Below are 24512 nucleotides of genomic sequence, written 5' to 3' on the forward strand. Positions count from 1 at the left end.
CGGCGGTTCAGCCGAAGCCCAGGGCCCGGTACCGAGTTCTTGCTCGGCACCGGGCCCTTTGGCCTAGATGGGCTGGGGTTCGAAGTCCCAGTACGGGCGGTGGCGTTCGAGGATGTTGCGGGTGTGTGGGTGGTCGGCGCCGAGGAGTGAGGTGAGGCGGGCCACCGCGTCGCGGTGCAGTGCCTCGGACTCCTCCCGCTCGCCCAGCTCGGCCAGGTCGAGCGCGAGCCCGGTCCGCAGGCTGATGGTGAGCATGTGCGCGTCACCCAGGACGCGCACGGAACGCTCGGCCGTCTCCCGCCCCAGCGTCGCCGCCGCCGCTATGTCTCCTACGGCGGCCAGCGCGGCGACCTCGTTCTTGGCGCAGCCGATGGTCCACGGGTGGTCCCGGCCGACCGCCCGCCGCATCTGACGCGCGGTCCGCCGGGACAGGTTCAGCGCGGCCTGGTTCTCGCCCATGTCCCGCATGACGGTGGCGACGTTGTCCCGGGCGCCGATCGCGTACGGGTGGCGCTCGCCCAGCTGGGCGGCGTAGTGGGTGGCGGTGGCGTCGGCCAGGTCCCTGGCCTCCTCGGTGCGCTCCAGGTCGCGCAGCAGCATGGCGTAGTCGCAGGACACCATCAGCGTCTCCGGGTGCAGCGGGCCGCGGCGGCTCATCATCTTCCTGCGGACCCCGCGCAGCATGGCGTGCGCGAACTGCAGATCTCCGACCCGGCGGGCGCACAGCGCGAGGTTGTGCTCGGCGAGCAGGGTCTGGCCGTGGGCGCGGTCCAGGATCTGGCTGTGCACACGGGAGTTGTAGCCCTGGATGGTCAGCGCCTCGCGGTACCGGCCGAGCAGGCGCAGCATCCAGGCCATGCGCAGCTCGGAGTTGAGGGTGAGGGCGTCGCGTTCGCCGAGGAGCTCCAGGCGGGCGTCGTAGATCTTGCGGTGCAGGGCGAGCGACTCGGTGTAGTGGCCCTGCAGGCCGATGGCGACGGCGAGGTTGCTGCGGATGGCGAGGGTGCGGGGCACCTGCTCGCCGCCGAGTTCCGCGGCGGCGCCCGACGCGGCCTCCTCGAACAGGCGGCGGGCGTCCGGGTAGCGGCCGAGTGCCATGAGGGTGCCGCCGAGGCCGTCCTTGGCGCGGATCACCTCGATCGGCCGTACGTCCTCGGCGCGTTCGAGCCGTGCGAGGACCTCCCGGCCGACGGTCTCGGCGTCCTCGTACTTGCCGAGCCGGCGCAGCATGTTGGCGTGCTGGTGGACGGCGACGAGCACCGAGCGGTCGGTGGCTCCGGAGCTGGCCCGCCAGTGCTCGACGGCCTTGCGGCTGAGCAGCCAGCCGTCGTGGTACTCGCCCCGCATCCGCAGGTACTCGATGCAGTTGAGGACGAGTTCGCGGGCGTCGTCGTCGTCCGATTCCAGGGCCCGTGAGGGTTCCAGGTGCGGGATGAGGGCGGCGTAGCGGGCCCAGTTGGCCGCCGAGGAGGAGTCGCGCGGGTCGGCGGAGACGAGGACCTTGCGGGCGGCTGCCGAGTAGCGGTCGGCGTCCGCGGGCGACTGGATGGACCGTACGAAGCGGTGGAAGAGCCGGTGCATGCGCAGGGTGCCGACGGTCTGGGTGTCCAGCCGCCCGGCTTCGTACTCGATCCGCATCGAGGTGATCTCGGACAGCCGGCGCAGCGCGGTGTTCCAGCTGCTGGGCTCGGCGATCAGCTCGGCCAGTTCGGCGGGCAGGTCGCTGTGCCGGGCGGTCTGCAGCAGCCGTACCGGCACCACGTCGTGCGAGAAGCAGACGAGCAGGTTGAGCAGCTGCCAGGCGGACTCCGAGCCCTCGCGCAGGGTGTTGACGAGCTTGGCCCAGGCGACCTCGAAGCTCTCCGGGTACTGGCCGGAGGCCATGACGCCGAAGCGGTCCGGGCGGCCGTCGCGGATGTCCCGGATGTAGTCGTCGACCGGCACCGTCGGGTTGATGTCCAGCCAGGCGGCCGTCTGGTCGAGCAGCAGGGGCATGTCCTCGACGGCCTCGGCGAGCCGCGCGGCCTGGGCGTCGCTGAGGCGTTCCGTGCGGCGCTCGGCGAAGGCGACGCTCTCCCGGCGCTCGAAGACCGGTACGGCGATGGTCTCGGCGTGGGCGCCCCACTCGCTGCGGTGCGTGGTGACGAGGATGTGGCCGTGTCCTTCGGGCACCAGGTCGGTCAGCCGCTCCGGGTCGCCGGCGCCGTCCAGGACGAGCAGCCAGGGCCGGGCGGTGCGGTCGAGTTCTCGGCGGACGGCCGTGATGGTGGTCGCGAGGTCGCCGGAGTCCTGCCGGTCGAGGGCGGACCCGAGGTCGGCGAACTGCTGGCGGGCGGTGACGCGTTGGGCGGCGTTGACCCACCAGACGATGTCGTACTCGCCGGCGAACCGGTGGACGTACTCCAGGGCCAGCTGGGTCTTGCCGAAGCCGCCCGGGCCGAGCAGCGCCACGGCGGCGCCGTCGGCACCGGCGGCGGAGAAGGCGCCGTAGACCTTCTCCAGCAGTTCGGTGCGGCCGACGAAGCGGCGGTTGCGGCGCGGGACCTGCCAGACGTCCGGCGGATCGTCGGGGAAGCGGGGGCCGCGGCGCAGGTCGATCAGGGTGCCCGGGGCGGCGATGCCCGCGCACTCCAGGACCCGGCTGCGCGCGACCTCGGGGCGCAGACCGCGCAGTTCGACGGGGGCCAGGGCGATGACGGCCTCGGGCATCGGCCGGGCGGTGATGCTCACCGCGGCCATGCGGTCCTGGTAGGCCGGCAGCACCTGCCGCAGGGCCTCGGCCCAGGCCTCGAACCGTTCGTTGCCCAGCCGCTCGTGCCAGTCGTCTATCACCAGCAGGACGCGTCCCGGCGCGCTCAGCAGGTCGGTGAACGCCTCGGCGGTCGGGGGGCGGCGCAGCGGGTTCCACCTGATCAGCGTGGTGCCGCGGCCCGCGGCCCGGATCTGGTGGTCGATCCACTTGGCCCAGGACTCGCTCTGTCCGGCGAAGACGACCGTGACATGTCCGAGTTCTGCCGCCATCTCGCCGTTTCCCCTCGACTGAACCTGGTCACGAGTGTGCACAGGTTATTCAATTGTGCGTCAAATCGGTTCCAGAGGTGCCGAGTTGCACCGAGTGGCGCATCGCCTGCGGTCACCGGGCCGTTCCGGACGTCCGCTGCAGCCGGTGCGCGATGTGCCGGACGAGCCGCTCCAGGTCGGCGCAGTAGACACTGGGGTGCCGGAACCCGGTCCCGGGAGCGTACCGGTGCACATAGTTCCCGCCCCCGCACACCTTTCCCACGGGACACCCCAGGCACTCCTCGGCCAGGGCCCGCTCCCCCAGTTGCCGTGCGGCGAGGCCGGGATGGCGCAGGGCGTCGTCGAAGGAGTGCCCGAACACGTCGAGCCCGGTCTCCGAGGCACCCTCGTACGCCGACCTGAGCGAGTCGACCTGCTCGATGGCGCCGTCCGTCTCCACCACGACGGCGGCCATCGGCGACAGTCCCACGGCCTCGGCCCTGCTGGGCGCGCCGAGGAGCAGCCCGGCGATCTCCTGGAACAACCGTATGCGGGTGGTGAGCCGCCCCTCGTCCCACCAGGCGTCGAAGAGGGTGGCGAGCCAGTCGCCGTAGGGGGTGGGGTGGGGTCGGTGCCTGCCCGGTGGCCGGGTGGGCAGACCCGGCGGCGGCCGGTCCCAGTTGGCGTGCGGGAGCAGGAAGTCGACGCCGGGCGGGCGCAGTTCGAGGAGCGAGCGGTAGACGTCCAGCGGATCGGCGGCCAGGTCGATGGTGCAGAGGATTCCGGCGTACGACTCCGGTCGTGCCGCGAGCCGGTGTGCCGCGGCGCGGGCGGCGGGCCAGGCGGGGCGCCCGGCGTGGTCGACCCGGCGGGCGTTGTGCGCGGCCCGGCCGCCGTCGAGGCTGAGGCCGACCCGGACTCCGGCGCCGGCGAGGCGGTCGAGGGACCGGTCCGTCAGACGGGTGCCGTTGGTCTGGACGGTGGCCGTCACCCGGCAGTCGACGGCCGCGCGCACCGCGTCGACGTAGGCCAGGACCGGGTCTGGGCCGGTGAGGAGGGGCTCGCCGCCGTGCAGTTCGATGCGGATGACGTCGAGGCGGTGGGTGCGCACATGCTCGGCGATACGGGCCGCCGTGCGGCGCACGGTACGGGCGGAGGTGCTCGCCGGACGGTCGCGCCAGCCGTGGTCGGGGCCCTGATAGAGGTAGCAGTAGGTGCAGTCGAGGTTGCACCGGCCGTGCACCTTGAGCACGAACTGCCGGAACGGGACGGGCCGGTGGGCCGTGATGTCGAGAAGGGCGTACGGCCAGGGCGGGTGGGGGCGGGTCGTCATGGCGCGTCTTCGTAGTGGGCGACGACGAGGGGCTCCCCCTCTCGGGTGCGGAGCTCGGCGAGTATCGCGGCCAGTACCGGGTGGTCGGTCTGGCCGGGTGGTGCGAGCTCCGGGAGGGGTATGTGGGTGTCGTCGGCGGGGAGGGTCACTCGGCGGCCGTTTCGGGGGACAGGCGGGAGACGCGCAGACGGAGGAAGAGGGCGCGCTCGCGGTCGTTCGTCAGGCGCAGGGCACGGTCGTAGTCGGCCAGGGCGGTCCTGGGCCTGCCCTGCGACTCCCGCGCCTGGCCGCGCCTTCTGAGGGCTTCGGCCACCAACTCGTCGTCGTCGGCCTCCTCCGCGTACTCGACTGCCTGATTGAAGAATTCGATCGCCTTGTGCAGATGCGCGACCGTTTCGGTGCGCTCGTACAGCTGGCGGGCCACCCTCCCGCGGTTGCTGTGGCACTCCGTGAGGAACCACGGGTCCTCGGCACCGCGTGCGGCCTCCGCGAACAGCCAGTCGGCCTCGTACAGATCGGTCAGCACGCTGGTGAGCAGATAGCGCCGGTAGTAGGCGCGCCCCAGGTACAGGCGCAGCCAGGGGAGACGGGGTTCGTCCGGCATGCACTCGTCGACCGCCTGACGCAGGTGATCGACGCTCCTGGCGATGTCCTCGCCCTCTCCCCGCAGGCCGAACCGGGTCTGCAGTGCCAGGCCGAGATCGGTCAGCACCCCGAGCCGTCGGGAGTCGTCCTCACCGAGGAGTTGCAGCGCCTGTTCCCATGCCTCGACGGCCCGGTTCAGCGGGGCCGGCGATCCGGACTGCTCGTGGCGGCCGTGGTGGATCCGCCCGGTCCGTACCAGGCACTCGAACCTGAGCTCCACGTCGTCGCCCGCGGCCTGGTGGGCCTGCTCCACCGCGTACAGCAGCAGGCTCTCCTCGCGCTCGGGCTGCGGGATCTCGACGGCGGCCGCCACATCCAGCCAGACCCTGGCGCGCTCGGCGGCCGACAGGGCGGTCTCGTCCCGGACCGCCTCCATCAGATCCTCGGCGGCACTGGCGGCCGCGTCGGCGGCGACCTCCGCATGCCGCTCGTGCTGCCGGGCCAGATCGAGCCACAGCCGTCCCCGGGCGACCAGGGCGAGCGCCGAGCCGGACAGCTCGGACCACACACCGGCCGCGTCGACGGCCCGGTGCAGATGCAGCACATGCCAGTCCTCGGCGGTGACGACGGGCTCGCCGTCCCCCCAGACTCCCGGTCCCAGCTCGGCAACGGCACGTCGCACACCTGTCAGCGCCTCCGCGGCCGCCCTGCGGCGCTCCGGTACCGCCGGCCCCGTGTCCTCGTCGGCCAGGACCGCGCCGAGGTTGTCGTCGGCCAGATACAGCAGCACGGCCAGCGCATGCTCCTGCGCCCGTCCCGGCTGACTCGGAGCCCATTCCCGCAGGCTCTCCGGAATGCCGTCGAAGCCGGCCCCGCTGGTGCGCACCTCCTGCGCCTGCGCCCAGTACACCAGCCCGAGGACGAGCCGCCCGTGCGCGCCGAGGGGCTGCCCGGCGACCGCCTCCCAGGCCTCCCGCAGGTCCTCCCGCACCCGCCGCACCCGCCACCTGGCAAGGAGTGCGCGGGCCAGCTCCTCCCCCGCCGCGGCCCGTTCGCTCTCCGACCGCGCCACCGCGACCGACTGCCGCAGACACTCCACCGCGGAATCGAGTTCCCGGGTGAGCCCCTCCCCGTCGAACCGCGCGAGCGCCTGCCGCCCCTGCGCCAGCAGTTCCTCCACGCCCTGCCCCGGCGCCACCGGCACCGCCGGCAGCCGCGCCCCGAGATCGCGCAGCACCTCCGCCGACACCTCGGCGAACGCCCGCAGCCCGGCCGGCTCCCGCTCCGCCGAACCGGTCAGCGGTTCCGGGTCCGGCGGTACGGCGCCCCGCAGGAACGCCCCGGCCAGCGCGGGGAAGTTGCGCGCGCTGCGCCCGAACTTCCGCTCCACGTACTCGGAGCAGTGCTTGAGCAGCAGCTCCACCTCGTCGACCGACAGACGTGACCGCAGCTCGGTGGCCACCCCCGGCAGGAACTCGTACTGGACGGCCCGCGGATCGTCGGCATCCTCCCGCCGCCGTAACAGCCCGCTCAGCAGCACCTCGGAGAGCACGTCCGGCCCGCTCCCGGCCAGCATGGCGTGCTGGACGAGCTGCATCACCGGCAGATACAGCGGCACCGCGGACAGATACACCGCCAGCCGCCGTGCCTCGGACGACGCCGGGCGCCAGAACGTGCGGACGCGATCGGCTCCGCTGCGCTCCTGCGCGGCCCGCACCGGCGCCGCCGACGCGGGATGGTCGGCCCGCACCCAGCCTGCCGCGGCGGACAGCGACTGTCCCGTGGCCCCGGACACCAGCCGCGCCCAGCCCTCCACCGACTCCCGGCGCAGCGCGAGCACGGGGACGGGCAGCGCCCCGGCGTACACCGGCCCCTTGTCGGACCGGAACACCAGCGACCCGGCGGGCCCCTCACGCCGGTGCAACAGGCCCCGCCGGGCGGGCAGATGGGTGCGCAGCCACATCCGCTGCGGCAGTGGCTGTACGACGGCCACGGGCGCCGTCGCGGCCCAGCGGTGCAGCAGCCGCTGCACCTGTCCGCTGCGCCACATGGGCCCGGCGCAGTCGCTGAGGACCAGGGTGACGCGCCGCCCGGTCGGATCGCTGAGCTGCTCCGGGGCGTGCAGGGCGGCACCCGGCTCCGAGGTGGCCGCGCAGCCGGGCCGGCCGCCGGGCGTCTCGTGGAGGTAGCGCACCTGCACCTCGCGGAAGGCGCCGGCGCGGGCGCAGACCTGCCGCAGTTCGTCGAGGGCCTGCTGCCATACGACGGTGGAGGTGGAGACGTCCATCAGGAGCAGCAGCCGGGCCTCGCGGCGCCGGTCGGTGCGCAGGACGGGCAGGACGAGCCCGGATTCGGCGGCGCGTTCGGCGGTGGCGCGCTCGTCGAGGGTGCGTGGAACGGGGCGTACGGGGGCGCGGTAGCGCTGGAGGGGCCGTAACCCTCGTTGCAGGGCGAGGGGTTCGGGCAGGGCCGGGGCGGCCGGGACGCGGACCGGGGTCATCCGGGTGTCGGTGCCTCCGCCGCCCGGGCCGGGTGCGAACAGGCGGGCGCTGTCGGGTTGCCGGGGCTCGGCGTCCTCGGTGTTCGTGCCCACGGTGTCCAGCGGGTGCGGGAGGGGGTCGGGGCCGACGGGTGGTTCCGGGTCGACGAGGGGGGCCGTTCCGGTCCGGTCCGGCCCGGTCGCGGAGGGCGGCAGCCAGCGGGCCAGCCACAGGGCATCGGCCAGTTCCTCGACGCCGGGTGTGATGCCCGCGTCCCGCAGCCGCGCGACCAGCGCCGTGAGCACGGGGCTCACGCCGCTGGGCGGGGTGCCGGGGACGCGGGGTGTCATCGGCTACCGGGGCCCGTGGTCGAGGGGCTGCATCAGCAGTTCCGAGATCTCCTCGCGGCGCCGGCCCGCGTCCCGGGCGGCGTGCTGGGCGAGGAAGATGGCGTTCAGCAGCTGGTCGGTGGGGCGCAGCGCGCCGTCCGCCTCGGACCGGGTGAACTGGTCGACGAGGTCGCGGTTGGCGTCGTAGGCACCCTGTCCGAAGTGGGCCTGGACGAGGGCGGCGAGGCGTTCGTCGCGCGGGGCCTTCAGGTCGAGCGGGATGCAGCGGCGCAGCAGGGCGGCCGGGAACTCGCGCTCGCGGTTGCTGGTCATGATGACGAACGGGAAGGCCCGGCAGCGTACCTGACCACCCGTCACCGTCACCCGGCGCCCGTCGTCGGTGAGGACCCGCACCTCGGGGGTGCGGTCGGCGATGCGCTCCAGCTCGGGGATGGCGAAGCGGCCTTCCTCCAGGACGTTGAGCAGGTCGTTCGGCAGGTCGATGTCGCTCTTGTCCAGCTCGTCGATGAGCAGCACCCGGGGCTTGCCGGCGGCGAGCAGGGCGGTGCCGAGCGGGCCCAGTTTGATGTACCGGCCGATGTCCTGGGCGCCTTCCTCGCCGGGCAGCTGGGCGTCCTGGAGGCGGCCGATGGCGTCGTAGGTGTAGAGGCCGTCGCGCAGTTCGCTGCGGCTGACGATGGGCCACTCCAGGACCCGGCCGAGGTCGAGTTCGTAGGCGACGGAGTGGGCGAGCGTGGACTTGCCGACGCCGGGTTCGCCGGTGACCAGCAGCGGGCGGCGCAGATACAGCGCGGCGTTGACGAGTTCGAGGGCGTCGGGGTCCTGGACGGGCAGCGGGACGGTGCGCTCGCCGAGCCTGCGGTGGGTGACGGAGTCGAGCTCCGGGACCTCGTAGTCGACGGGCGGGGCGTCGAACCGGCGCCAGGGCGGTGGCTCCGGCAGCTCGGCGATCCTGGCCGGATCCGGTTCTCCGATGCCCCGGTAGATGAACCACTCGCTCATGGCGCGCTCCTCGTCGACGGTCGGTGGGAGTCCACGTCCTGGCCGACGGGAGCGTCGTGCGCCCGCAGCGGGCCCCTGGAAACATACCCGGAACTGCCTTGGTACACCGGCGATTTCGGCCAGTTGTCGATGTTGTTCACAGCGGCGCGTCCACCGTTTCGATCTCCTCTCCGGGCAGGGGCCGGCGCGGGTCGTCGTAGAGCAGGGCGAGCGGTTCGGCCCAGGTGCTGTCGGGACGCTGTTCGCTGATGTCCTGCCGTACGTGCCGCAGCCGGTCGGGGAGTTCGGCCAGCGAGCCGAGCGTTTCGAGGAACTTCTCCACGCGCGCGTGCAGGGTGTCGCACTCGGGCAGGCAGGCGCCGCGCTCCGGGTGCGGGCCGATGTGCCAGAGGGCGACGGAGTGGCCGCCGCTCAGCGCGTGCTTCATGGCGACGCGCCCGGTGCCCTGTCCGGCGGGGCGGCACATCACGGGGATGCGGTCGAGTTCGGCGGTGCGGTAGCCGGTGGCGTCCACGACGCCCGGCGGGGGGATGCGCCAGCCCTGGAAGCGCCGCCCGGCCGTCATGCTCCGCCAGCGGTCGATCCAGAGGTTGTCCGGTTCTCCCCGGCGCTCAAGGGCGCGCAGCACGAGGCGGCGGCGTGCGCCCAGGTGCCCGGGGTCGTTCAGTGCGGCGATGTCCGCGAACCGCCAGCGGTGCACGGCGGTGTCGAAGTACTCGGCGGGCAGCGCGACTTCGAGCGGTACGGGGTGCCCCTCCCGGTCCTTGGACTCCAGCAGTCCGCCCAGCGGGACGCGCAGCGCCTGCACGAGTTCGTCCGGCCGGTATCCGCGCACCGAGGCGTCCGTCTCGTGGACCTCGGGCAGCCCGTCGCCGTCGTCGTACCAGATCTGCCAGAAGAACCGGACGGGCTGCGCACCGATCACCGGGTCCAGGAGCAGGGCCACGACGGGGCCCTCACCGGGGCCGGGGTAGGAGATCACCACACGCTCCGGGCCGTCGGCCTCGGGGGGCGGCCGGAGTTCGCCGGGGAGGCTGACGTCGCGGGCGTAGGCGTGCATGTAGCGGCGGGTGTCGCGGCGCAGCCGGCGCTCGATCCAGCGGGCGAGGAGCGGGCTGCCGGCGTCGCGGGCGCACGCGTGGGCCTCGACGAGCCTGAGGTAGCGCAGGAAGGTGAGCGGGTCGAGCGGTGCGGTGCCCTCGTAGAGCAGGCCGTGGCCGTCGCGCCAGGTCCGCAGCTCCGGTGTGGCGCCGGGCCACTGGTTGCCGCTGCGCGCCATCTTGGCGATGACCTTGACGGTGGGCTCGTCGGGCGGGGGCGGCAGCGCGGCGAGCAGGGCGAGTGCCTCGCGGCGGTCACGGGGCGTCCAGACGGCGCCCTGGCCGTCGGCCGGCCCGTGCTGGAGCTCGACCCAGTTGTCCCCGCTCTGCGACATCGGCTCCTCGCCGTGCCAGCGGTCGTGGTCGGCCATCACCGTGCGGTAGGTCTCGCCGAACCGGCGCAGCGCGGCGACGGCCACCGCCTTGCCGCCGTCCTTGTCCTTGCGCCGCGACTTGATCAGTCCTACGACGGCGCCCGTCTCCGGGTCGAGCAGCGGGCCGCCCGACATCCCGCTCGGGATGTCGATGTCGGACTTGATGATCAGGCCGTAGGTGTCCTCGTGGCCGTTGATCCAGGCGTCCACGATGCGGAAGTGGGCCTCGGGCGGGCCGGGGTAGTAGCCGCAGGCCTTCAGCGCGCCGGTGTGGCGGGCGGCGCGGTCGGTGAGCCATACGCACTCGTGGAGGTGCTCGCCGGTCAGCCGGACCAGGGCCAGGTCCTCGGCCAGCGGGACCTTGGGGCTGCGCGGGTCGGTGATCAGCCACTCGGCGAGGCGGGCCTCGGCGTCGATGCCCTCGCCGCGCACCCGGAACACGGTCGTACGGTCCGCCGCGAGGTGCGGGCGGAGCACATGAGCGGCGGTCAGCACCCAGCCGGGCGCGACGAAGAAGCCGCTGCCCCACAAGGGGCTGTCCTTGCCGTCGGCGGGGAGCAGATGGACGGTGGCGGCCCGGACCAGCTCGAAGAGACGGTCGTCGCGCTCGCTCATGCGCCGACCGCTCTCCGGTCGCCCTCCCCCGCGCGCCCGCGATCGAACTGCCAGGTGAGGGTGACCTCCAGGGACGCCTTGGCCTCCCCGCGCGCGAGCACGGCGACCGCCAGGCCCTCCTTGGCGGTCAGCTCCACGCCGAACGTGATGGACGCCTCGTCCGGCCTGGCCTCCCGGGCCGCGTCGAGCACACTGCCGCCGACGGCCTTGATCAGCTCCTGGAGCTGCTCGACCTTCGCCGTCGCGGCCTCGGTGAAGCCGACGTCCTCCTGGTCGTCGTAGGCGTCGGCAGCACCGATCCGTGCGGTGACCACCGTGCCGTCCGGCAGCTCGATGTCCTGGATGTGACTCATCCCGCTCCCCCCGCAGAGCCCGAGCCGCCCGGCCAACCGACCTCGGACGGCGCCCACTTGAACAGCGACGAGGCTAATACCCAGGTTGGTTGCAGGAGTATGCGGGGAGGGCCGCGGGTGGCTGGTCCTCGTCCTAGTCCTCGTCCTCGTCGTCAAGGCGGGCCAGCCATGTCGCCAGCCGCTCCACCGGTACCTCGAAGTCCGGGTTGAGGTCGACGAACGTGCGCAGCTGCTCGGCGAGCCACTCGAAAGTGACCTCCTCCTCGCCGCGCCGCTTCTCCAGTTCCTCGATGCCACGGTCGGTGAAGTACAACTCTTGCTCCTGAGACTGACGGGACAAGCCCTCGGGACCTACTCCCTCCCAGGGTATGCCGCACCGGGCCGGCGCTTCCCAGGTCGTCGGTCGGGTACGGGTGTGAAGCCGTAGGCAGGCCCCGGCCGTCAGTCGGGTACGTGCGTGAGGCCGTACGCCAGCCCCAGTGCGCCGTTCGCCAGCAGCACCGCGCCCGCGGCGGTCCAGCCACCGCTCCGCCGCCGCAGCCCCCACACCGCGAGCGGCAGCCCGACCGCCACCTGGGCGAGGGCGACGGCGTTGGCCCTGGGGCCGCCCGCCCAGGGGAGCCAGGGGACCAGGCGGCCGCCCTCGACGGCGTCGAGTTCCGCGAGGAAGGCCTCGCGCCAGCCCGGCCACTCGATCCTGACGTGCGGCTGGAGCCGGGCGGCCTCGTGGAGGCGGTCGGCGCTCTCGCCGGGGGTGAGGCCGGACGGCAGGGAGACGCCCGCGCGCGTGAGGACGGCGAGGAGGCCACGCATGCGTGCCCGCGCGTCGGCCGCGCCGTCGGGGCGGGTCAGCGCGTCCAGGGACTGCATGTCCAGGACGGGGTCGAGGCCGAGCCGGCCGGCGAAGGTGTGCATCGCCTCGTCCTCGCCGGCCGGGGTGCCGTTGGTGAGCCAGATGTAGCCGACCGGGCGGCGGAAGCCGGAGGCGAGGGTGAATCCGGCCCGGTCGGCGTCCCACCACAGGGCGAGCACGGGCCAGGAGCCCCCGACGGCGAGGGCGGTGGCCCAGCCCGTGAGGACGCGGTCGACCGGTTCGCCGCCCTCCTGCCAGGGCCGCCCCTCGGGCACGAGCACGCTCCACTCCCGGCCGGCCGGCACCAGCAGCATGTGCTCGCGCAGCAGCTGGGCCGCAGCGGCGACGGACTCGGGCTCGGCCCGGCAGAGAAGCAGGGCGCCCGGGGCGGGGTGGGCCCGGCGGGCGGTCCTGGACTCTTCCGTCGGCATGCCAACACGCTAGGCCGTTTTGTCCACCTCAGGTGATTTGTGATCACCAGAACGAGTGCTTGACTTTCCGTGTCCGCGATATATCGTGTTTTACGGAAGACGCGATATGGCGTGTCGTGTTCAGGTCCGGCCCGTGCGGCCGTGTCCGGTCGCCCAGGAGGTCCGCACCATGTCCGAGTGGTCCGTAGCAGAGCCCAGGAAGCTCACCTTCGACGAGCCGGTGAGCGAGCTCCGGGTCCGCATCGTCAACGGCACTGTGAACGTCGTGGGGACGGAAGAAGGTTCCGCCCGTCTGGAGGTCTCCGAGATCGAGGGCCCACCCCTGGTGGTGGCCCAGCAGGGCGGCACCCTGACGGTGGCGTACGACGACCTGCCCTGGAAGGGCTTCCTCAAGTGGCTCGACCGCAAGGGCTGGCGGCGCAGCGCGGTGGTCTCCCTGGCGGTGCCGGCCGACACGCGCGTCGAGGTGGGTGTGGTCGGCGCCGGGGCGGTGGTCTCCGGGATCCAGGGCCCGTCGGTCGTCAAGGGCGTCACCGGCGACACGACCCTGGTCGGCCTGTCCGGCCCGGTGCGCGCCGACACCGTCTCGGGGAATCTGGAGGCGCAGTCCGTCACCGGCGACCTCCGCTTCAACTCGGTCTCCGGCGATCTGACGGTCGTCGACGGCTCCGGCCCCTCCGTGAAGGCCGACTCCGTGAGCGGCTCCATGATCGTCGACCTCGACCCGGACGGCCCGACCGACATCCGGCTGACCAGCGTCTCCGGCGAGATCGCCATCCGTCTGCCGGCCCCGGCGGACGCCGACGTCGAGGCGAACACCGCGAGCGGCACGATCTCCAACGCCTTCGAGGGCCTCCGGGTCCACGGCCAGTGGGGCGCCCACAAGATCACCGGCCGCCTGGGCGCCGGCACCGGCAAGCTCCGGGCGACGACGGTCTCCGGCTCGATAGCCCTGCTGCGCCGCCCACCGAAGGAGGAGGAGCCGTGGGAGGCGGAGGCCTGGGAGGAGCCCGAGCCGGCCAAGGACCAGGGCGCACCGGGCGAAACACCCGGCACCTCGGCGACAGACTCACCGGCCACCCCGGTGAGCGGCACGCACCACACCTCGGGGGACAATTCCGTCTCCGGCCAGGGCGACACCGCGAGCGAGGACCACGGCAACGGCTCCGCCGAAGCCGCCACCGACGCCTCCACCGCCACCCCGGCCGACGGCACGACCGACAAGAAGGTGCTCTGACATGCCCCCCGTCTTCGCCCATGGCCGCCTCCGTCTGTATCTGCTGAAGCTGCTGGACGAGGCCCCGCGCCACGGCTACGAGGTGATCCGCCTCCTCGAAGAGCGCTTCCAGGGGCTGTACGCACCGTCGGCCGGCACCGTCTACCCCCGCCTGGCCAAGCTGGAGGCGGAGGGCCTGGTCACCCACACCACCGAGGGCGGCCGCAAGGTGTACGCCATCACGGACGCGGGCCGTGCCGAACTGGCCGACCGCAGCGGCGAGTTGGCCGATCTTGAGCTGGAGATCATGGAGTCGGTCGCCGAACTCGCCGCCGAGATCCAGGCCGATGTCCGCGGCGCGGCGGGCGATCTGCGGCGCGAGATGCGCGCGGCGGCGTCCGAGGCCCGCAAGGGCACCGGGGCCAAGGCGGACACACCCTTCGGTGACTTCTCGGAGTACACCGACAAGGAGGCGTGGCGCGCCGCCAAGGAGGAGATGCGCCGTGCCAAGCAGGAGTGGAAGGAGCAGGCCCGGCGCGCCAAGGACGAGAGCCGCCGCGCCCGCGAGGAGGCCCAGCGCGCCCGCCGCCAGGCCAAGGAGGCCCAGGACCGCGCCCGGGCCCAGGCCCAGGAGGAGGTCCAGCGCATCGCCCGCCGGGTCCAGGACCATGTCCAGGACCACTTCGCCCGCGGCGACTGGCCGACGGGGGTCCGGGAGGGCCTGACGGAACTGGCCAAGGAGTTCGGCGACTTCGGCAAGGACTACGGGAAGGGGCTTGGCAGGGACTTCGGCTTCGGCCGCCAGGGCACCCCGCCCAAGTCGCCCCAGCACGACCCCGACTACTCGGACACCCCCGAGGACTTCCCCGCCGACTACGAACCCACCTGGGCCCATGAGCCCCCCAGCGGCGACCCGACCCGTGACCTGGACCGCCTGCTGGACCGCTTCCGCGACGACATCCGCGACGCGGCAAGGGACCACGGCGTGACAGCGGACCAGCTCCGGGACGCCCGCCGCCACTTGTCGAGCGCGGCGGCACACATCGGAGCGCTGCTGCGCACGCCCAAGCCGTGACCCGGGCGGCACGACCGGATCGCGACTGCGGGTGCGTGGGGGCTGCTCGCGCAGTTCCCCGCGCCCTTCAAGGAGCTTGAGCTGCACGCGCCCTCAAGGGGCGCGGGGAACTGCGCGAGCAACCACGAACACCCCGCAGCCGCCCGGAGTCCGCACCGCCCTCAGCCCGCGGCCCCCAAGGCAGCCGTCGCCCGCTCCTCACCCGGCCTTGGCCTCTCCCCCGCCATAGAGCACCCGCGTGACCGTCTCGTACGTCACCCCGTGATCGGCGAGCACCTCGGCCGGCACACCGGGGCGGACGGTGAGTGCCAGGAGGATGTGCTCGTCACCGATGTGCCGGTCGCGGCGGGACGTGGCCACCCTCAATGCCCGTACCAGGACGTCCTTGGCGTCGCGGCCGAACGGCCGATGTCTCGACCCGGCCCCCTTGCCCGCACCCGCCCGGTCCCCGGACATCGCACCCACCCCGTGCACTTCCTCCACCCGGGCGACGATCTCCCCGACATCGATCCCCAGCCCGGCGAGCGCGTCGGCCTCGGCCTGCGACAGCCCGCCCCGCCGCCGGGCCTCGCCCAGTGCGTCCCGTACGGATTCCAGCCACCGACTGCCCCCGAGCGCCGCGAGCGCGAACGAGGCGCGGCCTCCCTCCTTGTCGAGCAGGGCGAGCAGCATGTGCTCGGCGTCGACGGTCCGCGCCCCACCTCTCCCGGCCTGCTCCACCGCACCCGTCACCACCGCACGGGCATCCTTCGTGAACCGCTCGAACATCAACGCCTCCCGTACTTCTTGTGCACGGCCTGCCTGCTGACCCCTAGTTCCGCGGCGATCTCCTGCCAGGACCACCCCTGATTGCGCGCACTGCGCACCTGCACCGCCTCCAACTGCTCCAGCAGCCGGCGCAACGCGGCGACGGCCCGCAACCCGATCCGCGGATCGCGATCACCGGCCCGCTCGGCAAGGTCTGTTGCTTCGGTCATGATGTCAACGTAAGTTGACACACGGGCAGCCGTCAACCCTGATTGACAAACAGAAGGGCGGGCCCGAGGTATCGAAACCTCGAACCCGCCACAGGTACGGAGAGCTACGGAGAGTACCGACGCCCGGAGGGACCGTCAGTTGGTGAGCACGATCTTCCCGAACTGCTCCCCGGACTGCATGCGCTCGAAGCCCTCCCGGGCCCGGTCCATGGGAAGCACCTCGTCGATGACGGGCCGCACACCGGTGGCGGCGCAGAAGGAGAGCAGATCCTCCAGCTCGTCCTTGGTCCCCATCGTCGACCCCACGATCTTCAGCTCCAGGAAGAAGATCCGGGTGAGCTCGGCATGCGAGGGCCGGTCACCGCTGGTGGCACCGGAAATGACCAGCGTGCCGCCCGGCTTGAGCGACTTCACGGAGTGCGACCAGGTGGCGGCACCCACGGTCTCGATCACGGCGTCGACCCGCTGCGGCAGCCGAGCCCCCGACTCCACCGCCTCCACGGCCCCCAACTCCAGGGCACGCTTGCGCTTGGCCTCGTCCCTGCTGGTCGCGAAGACACGCAGTCCGGCGGCCTTGCCCAGCACGATGGCCGCCGTGGCGACCCCGCCGCCGGCCCCCTGCACGAGCACGGAGTCACCGGGCCGTACCCCGGCATTGGTGAACAGCATCCGATAGGCCGTCAGCCATGCGGTGGGCAGACAGGCGGCCTCCTCGAAGGAGAGCTCCTTGGGCTTGGGCAGGATGTTCCACGTCGGTACGGCGACCTGCTCGGCGAACGTGCCCTGATACCGCTCGGTCAGAATGGACCGGGGCTCCTTGGGCCCCACCCCGTGCCCGCTCTGTCCGATCACGGAATGCAGGACGACCTCGTTGCCGTCCTCGTCGACGCCGGCGGCGTCACATCCGAGGATCATCGGCAACTTGTCCTCCGCAAGGCCCACGCCCCGCAGCGACCACAGGTCGTGATGGTTGAGGGAGGCGGCCTTGACGTTGACGGCACTCCAGCCGGGACGGACCTCGGGGGCCGGCCGCTCCCCCAACTCCAGTCCGGAAAGCGGCTGGTCGCGGTCGATTCGGGCGGCATAGACGGCGAACATGACCTTGACGATAGGCTCCCCCACCGCCCGACGGAACCACAGAGCCCTGTGAGACACGCCCTCTTGTCAAAGGGACCGGCGTGGGACCGGGCACCTGAGGGGACGCATCCGGAACCACCCGGACGGCCCCGCCCCAAGGCAAAGAAACGGCCCCGCCCACCCGGGCGGGGCCGTTCAGCAGGCCTGCTCCACGCGTCAGCGCCGAGCGACGCCCTCCGCCCGAGCCGCAGCCGCGACCGCCGCGGTGACCGCCGGAGCGACCCGCTCGTCGAAGGGCGACGGGATGACGTAGTCCGCGGCGAGGTCGTCCCCCACCACACCCGCCAGCGCCTCAGCGGCCGCGATCTTCATCCCCTCGGTGATCCGGGAGGCCCGCACCTGCAGCGCCCCGGCGAAGATCCCCGGGAACGCCAGCACGTTGTTGATCTGGTTCGGGAAGTCCGACCGACCGGTGGCCACGACCGCCGCGTACTTGTGCGCGACCTCGGGGTGCACCTCGGGATTCGGGTTGGCCATGGCGAAGACGAACGCGCCCTGCGCCATCGAAGCCACCGCCGCCTCCGCGACCGTACCGCCGGAAACGCCGATGAAGACGTCCGCACCCTCCAGAGCCGCCTCCAGCGACCCGGTGATGCCGGCCTTGTTGGTGAACCCGGCGAGCTCGCGCTTGACCGACGTCAGGTCGTCCCGGTCGGCCGAGACGACGCCCTTGCGGTCTGCGACGGCCACGTCACCGATACCGGCCTCGACCAGCATCTTCGCGATGGCGACACCGGCCGCGCCCGCGCCTGAGATGACGGCGCGCAGGTCACCGATGGCCCGCCCGCTCAGCCGCGCCGCGTTCCGCAGGGCGGCGAGCGTCACGACCGCCGTACCGTGCTGGTCGTCATGGAAGACCGGGATGTCGACCCGCTCCTGGAGCTTGCGCTCGATCTCGAAGCACCGCGGCGCCGAGATGTCCTCCAGGTTGACGCCACCGAAGGACGGGGCGAGTCGCACCACCGTCTCGACGATCTCGTCGACGTCCGTGCAGTCGAGCGCGATCGGGACCGCGTCCACGCCGCCGAACTGCTTGAACAGAATCGCCTTGCCCTCCATCACGGGGAGGGAGGCTTCCGGACCAATGTCCCCGAGCCCGAGCACCGCCGTGCCGTCGGTGACGACGGCCACCACGGACGACTTCCACGTGTAATCGTGGACGAGCTCCGGCTGCTCGGCGATCGCGGTGCACACCCGCGCAACGCCGGGCGTGTATGCGAGGGACAGGTCGTCCTTGTCGCGCACCGGCACGGTGGCCTGCACGGCCATCTTGCCGCCGCGGTGCAGCGCGAACGCAGGATCGAAGGATTCGACGGGCTCGGCCTCGCCGTCCTGATCCGTATTGCTGTCGCTGCGAGGATTGACGATCTCCGCTGCCACTTTGTTTTACCCCTTAAATCTTCATTGGTTGAGGGTGACCACTCCTGGTGAGGGGTGGGCGGGACCGCGCATGCCCGATCTGTTGATACGTACGGGTCATACGCGACGGCGCGCCGCACACGCGCCCTGAGCCCCGGATGAGGGGTGTAAAGAACCTTCTTACCGGACGGACGGTACCGACGACGAGTCCAATATCTGCAAGATCACACGACGGCAAGGGAAACGCCCGGCCGCGATGACACGAATCGGACACGACCCGACGGCGAAACCGCTGTGATTCATGGCCGAATAAGTGGACAATCAACATCACAAGCCGCAAAAGACAACCGAAGACCGCAAACCCGGCACGTGCCCGGTCCGCAACCTGAGCGGCGCCGAAGATCCTTCGGCCGGAAGCAAAGATTCCCGTAGAAGGTCCGGTCGTGATGTACCGGCCTGATGCGGTTTCGGGGGTAACCCGTTATCCGATTTTGACATGGCGGGCGCCCTGAATGGCTCAGTCCGAATGGCAAGATGCCGTAATCACACGGGGTCGCGACACTCGAAGGCGTGTGTTCCCGTCGACCTACGAAACCAAGGCTCCTGTCGGCCATCGGCAGGTGCCGGCCCCATCGGCAACTCCACCCATCCGCCGGAGGAACCCACCATGACCGCACGCTCCACCCGCCGTACGTCCGCCGCGCGCTCCAGGGCAGCCGCGGTAGGTGCGATCGCGGTCGCAGGCGCTCTGCTGCTCACCGGTTGCGGTGACCAGACCAAGGGCGGCGGCTCGGACAGCACCGACACCGCCACGGCCGGCGCCCCGCTCGCCGACAAGCTGCCCCAGGCGATCCGCGACAAGGGAGTCATCAAGGTCGGCTCGGACATCGCGTACGCGCCGGTCGAGTTCAAGGACAGCTCCGGCAAGACGGTCGGCATCGACCCCGACCTCGCGGACGCCATGGGCAAGCAGCTCGGCGTGACGTTCGAGTTCGAGAACGGCACCTTCGACAGCCTGATCACCGGTCTGCGTTCCAAGCGCTACGACATCGCGATGTCCGCGATGACCGACACCAAGGACCGTCAGGAGGGCATCGACTCCGAGACGGGCAAGAAGGTCGGTGAGGGCGTCGACTTCGTCGACTACTTCACGGCCGGTGTCTCGATCTACACCCAGAAGGGCAAGAACACCGACATCAAGACCTGGTCGGACCTGTGCGGCAAGAAGATCGTCGTACAGCGCGGCACGGTCTCCGAGGACCTGGCCAAGTCCGAGGCCAAGAAGTGCACCGGTGGCAAGACGATCACCATCGAGGCCTTCGACAACGACCAGCAGGCCCAGACCCGCCTGCGCGCGGGCGGTGCCGCCGCCGGTTCCTCCGACTTCCCCGTGGCCGCGTACGCCGTGAAGACCTCCGGCGGTGGCAACGACTTCCAGCTGGTCGGCGAGCAGGTCGAGGCCGCGCCGTACGGCATCGCGGTGGCCAAGAACAACACCCAGCTGCGCGACGCGCTGAAGGCCGCGCTGGACGCCATCATCAAGAACGGCGAGTACGAGAAGGTCATCAAGAAGTGGGGCGTCGAGGACGGCTCCGTGACCGAGGCCACCATCAACGGAGGCAAGTGACCGCGCGCAGCGGGCACTGAAAGGCAATACCCGTGACTGATATGAACAAGACGGACGGCCCGGCGGACACCCCGCCGGCCGGCCCGGAGGCCATCAAGGCCATCCCGGTCCGTCACTACGGGCGGTACGTCACCGCCGTCGTCGCGCTCGCCGTGCTGGGCGCCGTCGTCTACGCGTTCTCCCAGGGCAAGATCAACTGGGGTGCGATCCCGGACTACTTCTTCAACGACCGCGTCCTCAAGGGTGTGGGCAGGACACTCCTGCTGACCGTCCTGTCGATGGCGATCGGCATCGTCGGCGGCATCATGCTCGCGGTGATGCGGCTGTCGCGGAACCCGGTGACCTCGTCCATCGCGTGGTTCTACATCTGGTTCTTCCGCGGCACGCCGGTCCTGGTCCAGCTGATCGTCTGGTTCAACCTGGGCCTGGTCTTCGAGTACATCAACCTCGGCCCGTTCTACAAGGACGAGTGGTCGGACTTCATGACCCCGTTCCTGACGGCGTTGCTCGGCCTGGGGCTCAACGAGGCCGCGTACATGGCGGAGATCTGCCGCGCCGGTCTGCTCGCGGTCGACGAGGGCCAGACCGAGGCGTCGCACGCGCTGGGCATGAGCCACAGCAAGACGCTGCGCCGGATCGTCATCCCGCAGGCGATGCGCGTGATCGTGCCGCCGACGGGCAACGAGGTCATCAACATGCTGAAGACGACCTCGCTGGTGTCGGTCGTCCAGTACTCCGAGCTGTTGCGCGTCGCCCAGGACATCGGCCAGACCTCCGGCGCCCCCGCCGAGATGCTGTTCCTGGCCGCGGCCTGGTACCTGCTGCTGACGTCGATCTTCAGCGTCGGCCAGTACTACCTTGAGCGGTACTACGCCCGGGGCTCCAGCCGCAGCCTGCCGGCGACCCCGCTCCAGAAGATCAGGGCGAACCTGCTGTCCCTGTCGAACCGTCCGTCGGCGGGAGGTACCGCATGACCGCCATGGTGAAGGCCGAAGGCGTCCACAAGTCCTTCGGGCTCGTCGAGGTCCTCAAGGGCATCGACCTGGAAGTCAAGCAGGGCGAGGTCTTCTGCCTCATCGGCCCCTCCGGCTCCGGCAAGTCCACCTTCCTCAGGTGCATCAACCACCTGGAGAAGATCAACGCCGGTCGGCTGTACGTCGACGGCGAGCTGGTCGGCTACCGCCAGAAGGGCGACAAGCTGTACGAGCTCAAGGACGGCGAGGTCGCGCTGAAGCGCCGGGACATCGGCATGGTGTTCCAGCGGTTCAACCTGTTCCCGCACATGACGGCGCTGGAGAACGTCATCGAGGCGCCGATCCAGGTCAAGGGCGTGAGCAAGGCCCAGGCCAGGGAGCGCGCGAGGGAGCTTCTCGACCGCGTCGGCCTCGCCGACAAGGCCGGGAGCTACCCCTCCCAGCTCTCCGGCGGCCAGCAGCAGCGCGTGGCGATCGCCCGTGCGCTGGCGATGGACCCGAAGCTGATGCTCTTCGACGAGCCGACCTCGGCCCTCGACCCGGAGCTGGTCGGTGACGTCCTCGACGTCATGCGCGACCTCGCCGAGTCCGGTATGACGATGGTCGTCGTCACCCACGAGATGGGCTTCGCCCGCGAGGTCGGCGACAGCCTGGTCTTCATGGACGGCGGCGTGGTCGTCGAGTCCGGCGACCCCCGCGAGGTCCTGACCAACCCGCAGCACGAGCGGACGCAGGCGTTCCTGTCCAAGGTGCTCTGACGGTACGACGGTGAAGGGGGGGGGGGGGGTAGAAGGATAGCCCCCCCACCCACAGTCCGCCCCCCCCCGCACACACATGGTGGGGGCCACCACACCCCCCCCCGGCCCCCCGCCCCCGCGGGGGGTGGTCGTGCCCGCCCCCCCCGGGGTGTCCCTCCCCACCCCCACCCCCGGCGGTCCGCCGGTTACCTGAACCATGGTCCTCGGCCGGACGGCGGTGGTGGGGGCGCCCGTAGACCCCCGCCCCCCCCCTTCACCATGTGCCCGGCCTACGGCAACAGCTGTGGCGCCGTCACCACTTCCCGCAGCTGGTCCGCGGTCAGCGGCGGGGCGTCCCGTCCTGGTCCCGGCGCCGACCTGTCGTCGAAACCGCTGCCGGCCTTGATCATGACCAGGTACCCCTGCGTGAACAGCCGCAGCGGACGCAGTGGAGGCGGTACGAATTTCTCGTACCGCCTCCATCTCGCCGTACGGCCACGAGGACGTGGCCCCCGGCGTCCTACTTCAGCGCGAGCAACAGCGTGTCCGACGGCGAGCACCACACCGGGCGGGCCTCGCCGAAGCCCTTCTCGCGCAGCACGCGCGCGTGCCACTGGGCGGACGGCATGTCGCCGTCGGCGTGCTCGCCGTAGATCTCGAAGCGGCGGGCCGTCGGCCCGGCGAGGACCGGGTCCTTGGCGGCCAGCTGCCACCACTCGGACCAGTCGAGGGCGCCCTCCGCCTTGGCCTGATCCATACGGGCGTGGCGCTGGACGCGCTCGGCCGCGTTGATCCGGGGCGTCGACTCGTCGATCATGTGGTCCGCGTTCAGGAAGACACCGCCGTCGCGGACGAGTTCCGCGACCTGACCGTAGAGGGCCGCGAGGGGTTCACGGTGCAGCCAGTGCAGGGCCGTGGCGGTCAGTACGGCGTCGAACGAGTCGTACGGCAGCTTCGCCGGCCAGTCGGGGTCCTTGAGGTCGGCCGTGACGAAGGAGACCCGCTCGTCGCCCGCGAAGGAGCCCTCGGCGATGGCGAGGAGCGCCGGGTCGAGGTCGACGCCGGTGCTGGTGGCCTCGGGGAACCGGTCGAGCAGCCGGGCCGTGATGGTTCCCGTGCCGCACGCGAGATCGAGCACGCGCGGGGCGGGCCCGACGAGGGCCTCGACCATGTCGAGCATGATCCGGAAGCGTTCCTCGCGGTCGGGCATGTACCACTCCTGCTGCCGGTCCCAGCTCTGCTGCCAGGCAGCCCAGTCGGCTCCGGTCGTGGTGGTGATGTCCGTGTCCGTCATCGAACCCCTCCATAGCGCACGTCACGTAATACCCTGGAAGCACGATCAGCTGTTACCCGACCGCACCACGACCATAGAACGCCTCCGTAAGGACTACAAGTGGAACTGGCCTATTACTCGGATTACGCCGTACGACTCGTCAACAGCGAGGACCCGGCCCGGGGCAAGGACTCGCTGACCTCGGTCGAGGCCGTCCGCGATCTGTTCGGCGTCAGCCAGGAGGCGGGCCGTCGTGCCACCGACGCCGACGTCACCCGCTTCCGCTCGGTCCGCGCCCGGCTGCGGGCGGTCTTCGAGGCGGCGGACCAGAGCGACGAGGCACTGGCCGTGAACCTGCTGAACTCACTCCTGCTGGAGTTCCCGGTGAGCCCGCAGATCTCCGGCCACGACTTCCGGGACGACGACGGCCGCCCCCTGTGGCACATGCACCTGGCGGACCACCCGTCGAACGCGACCGCGGGCTACGCGGCGATCGCGGCGATGGGCCTGGCCTTCCACCTCACCGAGTACGGCGTGGACCGCCTGGGCCTGTGCGAGGCGGCCCCGTGTCGCAACGCCTACCTGGACACCTCCACCAACCGCTCCCGGCGCTACTGCTCGGACCGCTGCGCGACCCGCGCCAACGTGGCCGCCTACCGGGCCCGCAAACGCCTCGCGGCCGACCGGTCGGCGAACACCGGCCGCACGGCCGACAGCACCCAGCGGGCCAGCGCGAACGGCGAGCGCTGATCCGGCTTGCGCGGCCGGTACCGGAACCGGACCTTGCCCAGGATCAGCTCGTCCGGCACCACGCCGTAGTCGGTGCTGTCGCCCCCGGCGTAGGCGTTGTCCCCGAGCACCCACCACCCGCTCTCACGCCGCTCCGCGGCGCGCTTGACGACGAGCAGGTCCTGCTGGAAGGGATGGCGCAGGATGACGACGTCGCCGGCCCTGATCCGGCCCCGGTGCACCACCACGAGCAGATCGCCGTGGTAGAGCGTGGGCACCATCGACGGCCCGGTCACCTCGGCCCACCCGAAGGGCCGGCCCGCCCGCCCACGCTCGGTCTCCTGCGACAACTCCGGCATCCCCGGCACCTCCCCGGTACGGTCCTCCACCAGTCTCAGTCTGACCCTGGACTTTTGTCCTAAGCCCATGGGGGCACTCGCGAAAACCCGTCTTGCAGGGAGTAATGTCCCACCTGAGAAGACGATCACGAGGAAGGAATGCTCCATGCTTTCCCGCCTGTTTGCCCCCAAGGTCAAGGTCAGCGCGCACTGCGACCTGCCCTGCGGTGTGTACGACCCGGCCCAGGCCCGCATCGAGGCGGAGTCGGTGAAGGCCGTGCAGGAAAAGATGGCCGCCAACGACGACCCGCACTTCCAGGCGCGCGCCACCGTCATCAAGGAGCAGCGCGCCGAGCTCGCGAAGCACCACGTCTCGGTGCTCTGGAGCGACTACTTCAAGCCCCCGCACTTCGAGAAGTACCCGGAGCTGCACCAGCTGGTCAACGACGCCCTCAAGGCCCTCTCGGCCGCCAAGGGCTCGACCGACCCGGCCACCGGCCAGAAGGCTCTGGACTACATCGCCCAGATCGACAAGATCTTCTGGGAGACCAAGAAGGCCTGACCTCCGGTCAGACCGCTCGACCGGCGATCTCT

General features: G+C 71.5%; 22 protein-coding genes. 7 read left to right on the plus strand and 15 right to left on the minus strand.

The window, feature by feature from the left end; all coding sequences use genetic code 11:
• Positions 1 to 63 precede the first annotated feature (63 nt).
• From fxsT to ACFWYS_RS12630, 9 genes are all read right to left on the minus strand, one after another.
• Positions 64 to 3021, minus strand: a complete 2958-nt coding sequence (gene fxsT, locus ACFWYS_RS12590) for an FxSxx-COOH system tetratricopeptide repeat protein (RefSeq protein ID WP_384766443.1) — start codon at positions 3019 to 3021, stop codon at positions 64 to 66.
• Positions 3022 to 3133: 112 nt separating this feature from the next.
• Positions 3134 to 4333: an FxsB family cyclophane-forming radical SAM/SPASM peptide maturase gene (locus tag ACFWYS_RS12595; RefSeq protein ID WP_384766446.1), complete on the minus strand. Its 1200-nt coding sequence runs from the start codon at positions 4331 to 4333 to the stop codon at positions 3134 to 3136.
• On the minus strand, positions 4330 to 4482 hold the full coding sequence (locus tag ACFWYS_RS12600; protein WP_384766450.1) for a hypothetical protein: 153 nt from the start codon (positions 4480 to 4482) through the stop codon (positions 4330 to 4332). The genes ACFWYS_RS12595 and ACFWYS_RS12600 overlap by 4 nt, the downstream gene beginning before the upstream one ends.
• A complete protein-coding gene (locus ACFWYS_RS12605) occupies positions 4479 to 7748 on the minus strand; it encodes an SAV_2336 N-terminal domain-related protein (RefSeq protein WP_384766453.1) in 3270 nt (1089 codons plus the stop codon). Before ACFWYS_RS12605 ends, ACFWYS_RS12600 begins: the two co-directional genes overlap by 4 nt.
• A 3-nt stretch (positions 7749 to 7751) precedes the next feature.
• Positions 7752 to 8750 carry an AAA family ATPase gene (locus ACFWYS_RS12610; RefSeq protein WP_384766455.1) on the minus strand — a complete coding sequence of 333 codons (999 nt, stop codon included), beginning with the start codon at positions 8748 to 8750 and terminating at the stop codon, positions 7752 to 7754.
• 136 nt (positions 8751 to 8886) lie between these two features.
• Complete coding sequence (locus ACFWYS_RS12615) at positions 8887 to 10839, minus strand: trypsin-like peptidase domain-containing protein (RefSeq protein WP_384766457.1); 1953 nt, start codon at positions 10837 to 10839, stop codon at positions 8887 to 8889.
• Entirely contained in the window at positions 10836 to 11192 is a 357-nt protein-coding gene (locus tag ACFWYS_RS12620) for a CU044_2847 family protein (RefSeq protein ID WP_384766460.1), read from the minus strand. The genes ACFWYS_RS12615 and ACFWYS_RS12620 overlap by 4 nt, the downstream gene beginning before the upstream one ends.
• A gap of 133 nt (positions 11193 to 11325) precedes the next feature.
• Positions 11326 to 11505 carry a DUF6104 family protein gene (locus ACFWYS_RS12625; RefSeq protein WP_128557595.1) on the minus strand — a complete coding sequence of 60 codons (180 nt, stop codon included), beginning with the start codon at positions 11503 to 11505 and terminating at the stop codon, positions 11326 to 11328.
• A gap of 128 nt (positions 11506 to 11633) precedes the next feature.
• Positions 11634 to 12476, minus strand: a complete 843-nt coding sequence (locus ACFWYS_RS12630) for a hypothetical protein (protein WP_384766463.1) — start codon at positions 12474 to 12476, stop codon at positions 11634 to 11636.
• Positions 12477 to 12645: 169 nt separating this feature from the next.
• Between ACFWYS_RS12630 and ACFWYS_RS12635 the strand changes: the two genes are divergently transcribed.
• Positions 12646 to 13713, plus strand: a complete 1068-nt coding sequence (locus ACFWYS_RS12635) for a DUF4097 domain-containing protein (protein ID WP_384766466.1) — start codon at positions 12646 to 12648, stop codon at positions 13711 to 13713.
• Position 13714: 1 nt separating this feature from the next.
• Positions 13715 to 14767 carry a helix-turn-helix transcriptional regulator gene (locus ACFWYS_RS12640; RefSeq protein ID WP_384766469.1) on the plus strand — a complete coding sequence of 351 codons (1053 nt, stop codon included), beginning with the start codon at positions 13715 to 13717 and terminating at the stop codon, positions 14765 to 14767.
• A 198-nt stretch (positions 14768 to 14965) separates the two neighbouring features.
• On the opposite strand, the gene ACFWYS_RS12645 is transcribed toward ACFWYS_RS12640, so the two are convergent.
• The 4 genes from ACFWYS_RS12645 to ACFWYS_RS12660 all read right to left on the minus strand — a co-directional run bounded on the left by ACFWYS_RS12645 (position 14966) and on the right by ACFWYS_RS12660 (position 18261).
• Positions 14966 to 15535 (minus strand): Clp protease N-terminal domain-containing protein, encoded by a 570-nt coding sequence (locus ACFWYS_RS12645; protein WP_384766472.1) that lies wholly within the window; start codon positions 15533 to 15535, stop codon positions 14966 to 14968.
• Positions 15535 to 15744: a helix-turn-helix domain-containing protein gene (locus tag ACFWYS_RS12650; protein WP_030952466.1), complete on the minus strand. Its 210-nt coding sequence runs from the start codon at positions 15742 to 15744 to the stop codon at positions 15535 to 15537. Before ACFWYS_RS12650 ends, ACFWYS_RS12645 begins: the two co-directional genes overlap by 1 nt.
• A 135-nt stretch (positions 15745 to 15879) precedes the next feature.
• Positions 15880 to 16842 carry a zinc-binding dehydrogenase gene (locus tag ACFWYS_RS12655; protein ID WP_384766475.1) on the minus strand — a complete coding sequence of 321 codons (963 nt, stop codon included), beginning with the start codon at positions 16840 to 16842 and terminating at the stop codon, positions 15880 to 15882.
• 195 nt (positions 16843 to 17037) lie between these two features.
• Positions 17038 to 18261 (minus strand): NADP-dependent malic enzyme, encoded by a 1224-nt coding sequence (locus ACFWYS_RS12660; RefSeq protein WP_384766477.1) that lies wholly within the window; start codon positions 18259 to 18261, stop codon positions 17038 to 17040.
• Between the two features lie 646 nt (positions 18262 to 18907).
• On the opposite strand from ACFWYS_RS12660, the gene ACFWYS_RS12665 reads away from it, so the two are divergent.
• From ACFWYS_RS12665 to ACFWYS_RS12675, 3 genes are read left to right on the plus strand one after another with little or no spacing between them, the layout of a single operon-like run.
• Positions 18908 to 19867 carry an ABC transporter substrate-binding protein gene (locus ACFWYS_RS12665; protein ID WP_384766479.1) on the plus strand — a complete coding sequence of 320 codons (960 nt, stop codon included), beginning with the start codon at positions 18908 to 18910 and terminating at the stop codon, positions 19865 to 19867.
• A 41-nt stretch (positions 19868 to 19908) separates the two neighbouring features.
• Positions 19909 to 20841 carry an amino acid ABC transporter permease gene (locus tag ACFWYS_RS12670; RefSeq protein WP_384766826.1) on the plus strand — a complete coding sequence of 311 codons (933 nt, stop codon included), beginning with the start codon at positions 19909 to 19911 and terminating at the stop codon, positions 20839 to 20841.
• The gene (locus ACFWYS_RS12675; protein ID WP_384766482.1) at positions 20838 to 21599 is read left to right on the plus strand and encodes an amino acid ABC transporter ATP-binding protein; all 762 of its coding nucleotides are present in this window, start codon (positions 20838 to 20840) and stop codon (positions 21597 to 21599) included. The genes ACFWYS_RS12670 and ACFWYS_RS12675 overlap by 4 nt, the downstream gene beginning before the upstream one ends.
• A gap of 499 nt (positions 21600 to 22098) precedes the next feature.
• Here the strand turns inward: ACFWYS_RS12675 and ACFWYS_RS12680 are convergent, their stop codons facing one another.
• Positions 22099 to 22872, minus strand: a complete 774-nt coding sequence (locus ACFWYS_RS12680; RefSeq protein WP_384766485.1) for a class I SAM-dependent methyltransferase — start codon at positions 22870 to 22872, stop codon at positions 22099 to 22101.
• A 99-nt stretch (positions 22873 to 22971) separates the two neighbouring features.
• Between ACFWYS_RS12680 and ACFWYS_RS12685 the strand changes: the two genes are divergently transcribed.
• Positions 22972 to 23601, plus strand: a complete 630-nt coding sequence (locus tag ACFWYS_RS12685; protein WP_384766488.1) for a CGNR zinc finger domain-containing protein — start codon at positions 22972 to 22974, stop codon at positions 23599 to 23601.
• Here the strand turns inward: ACFWYS_RS12685 and sodX are convergent.
• Positions 23505 to 23939, minus strand: a complete 435-nt coding sequence (sodX, locus tag ACFWYS_RS12690; protein WP_384766828.1) for a nickel-type superoxide dismutase maturation protease — start codon at positions 23937 to 23939, stop codon at positions 23505 to 23507. The genes ACFWYS_RS12685 and sodX overlap by 97 nt on opposite strands.
• Before the next feature lie 145 nt (positions 23940 to 24084).
• Between sodX and sodN the strand changes: the two genes are divergently transcribed.
• Complete coding sequence (sodN, locus tag ACFWYS_RS12695; RefSeq protein WP_007491258.1) at positions 24085 to 24480, plus strand: superoxide dismutase, Ni; 396 nt, start codon at positions 24085 to 24087, stop codon at positions 24478 to 24480.
• The last annotated feature ends 32 nt before the right edge of the window (positions 24481 to 24512 follow it).

The sequence above is a fragment of the Streptomyces sp. NPDC059010 genome (assembly GCF_042740355.1).
GTDB lineage: Bacteria > Actinomycetota > Actinomycetes > Streptomycetales > Streptomycetaceae > Streptomyces.

Bases quoted from the DNA above. Each gene is read 5' to 3' on its own strand.
- sodX (WP_384766828.1), bottom strand. From the start codon at position 23,939: ATGCCGGAGTTGTCGCAGGAGACCGAGCGTGGGCGGGCGGGCCGGCCC.
- ACFWYS_RS12670 (WP_384766826.1), top strand. From the start codon at position 19,909: ATGAACAAGACGGACGGCCCGGCGGACACCCCGCCGGCCGGCCCGGAG.
- ACFWYS_RS12610 (WP_384766455.1), bottom strand. From the start codon at position 8,750: ATGAGCGAGTGGTTCATCTACCGGGGCATCGGAGAACCGGATCCGGCC.
- ACFWYS_RS12605 (WP_384766453.1), bottom strand. From the start codon at position 7,748: ATGACACCCCGCGTCCCCGGCACCCCGCCCAGCGGCGTGAGCCCCGTG.
- ACFWYS_RS12675 (WP_384766482.1), top strand. From the start codon at position 20,838: ATGACCGCCATGGTGAAGGCCGAAGGCGTCCACAAGTCCTTCGGGCTC.
- ACFWYS_RS12650 (WP_030952466.1), bottom strand. From the start codon at position 15,744: ATGACCGAAGCAACAGACCTTGCCGAGCGGGCCGGTGATCGCGATCCG.
- ACFWYS_RS12665 (WP_384766479.1), top strand. From the start codon at position 18,908: ATGACCGCACGCTCCACCCGCCGTACGTCCGCCGCGCGCTCCAGGGCA.
- ACFWYS_RS12635 (WP_384766466.1), top strand. From the start codon at position 12,646: ATGTCCGAGTGGTCCGTAGCAGAGCCCAGGAAGCTCACCTTCGACGAG.
- ACFWYS_RS12680 (WP_384766485.1), bottom strand. From the start codon at position 22,872: ATGACGGACACGGACATCACCACCACGACCGGAGCCGACTGGGCTGCC.
- ACFWYS_RS12645 (WP_384766472.1), bottom strand. From the start codon at position 15,535: ATGTTCGAGCGGTTCACGAAGGATGCCCGTGCGGTGGTGACGGGTGCG.
- ACFWYS_RS12615 (WP_384766457.1), bottom strand. From the start codon at position 10,839: ATGAGCGAGCGCGACGACCGTCTCTTCGAGCTGGTCCGGGCCGCCACC.
- ACFWYS_RS12620 (WP_384766460.1), bottom strand. From the start codon at position 11,192: ATGAGTCACATCCAGGACATCGAGCTGCCGGACGGCACGGTGGTCACC.
- ACFWYS_RS12595 (WP_384766446.1), bottom strand. From the start codon at position 4,333: ATGACGACCCGCCCCCACCCGCCCTGGCCGTACGCCCTTCTCGACATC.
- fxsT (WP_384766443.1), bottom strand. From the start codon at position 3,021: ATGGCGGCAGAACTCGGACATGTCACGGTCGTCTTCGCCGGACAGAGC.
- ACFWYS_RS12640 (WP_384766469.1), top strand. From the start codon at position 13,715: ATGCCCCCCGTCTTCGCCCATGGCCGCCTCCGTCTGTATCTGCTGAAG.
- ACFWYS_RS12655 (WP_384766475.1), bottom strand. From the start codon at position 16,842: ATGTTCGCCGTCTATGCCGCCCGAATCGACCGCGACCAGCCGCTTTCC.
- ACFWYS_RS12630 (WP_384766463.1), bottom strand. From the start codon at position 12,476: ATGCCGACGGAAGAGTCCAGGACCGCCCGCCGGGCCCACCCCGCCCCG.
- sodN (WP_007491258.1), top strand. From the start codon at position 24,085: ATGCTTTCCCGCCTGTTTGCCCCCAAGGTCAAGGTCAGCGCGCACTGC.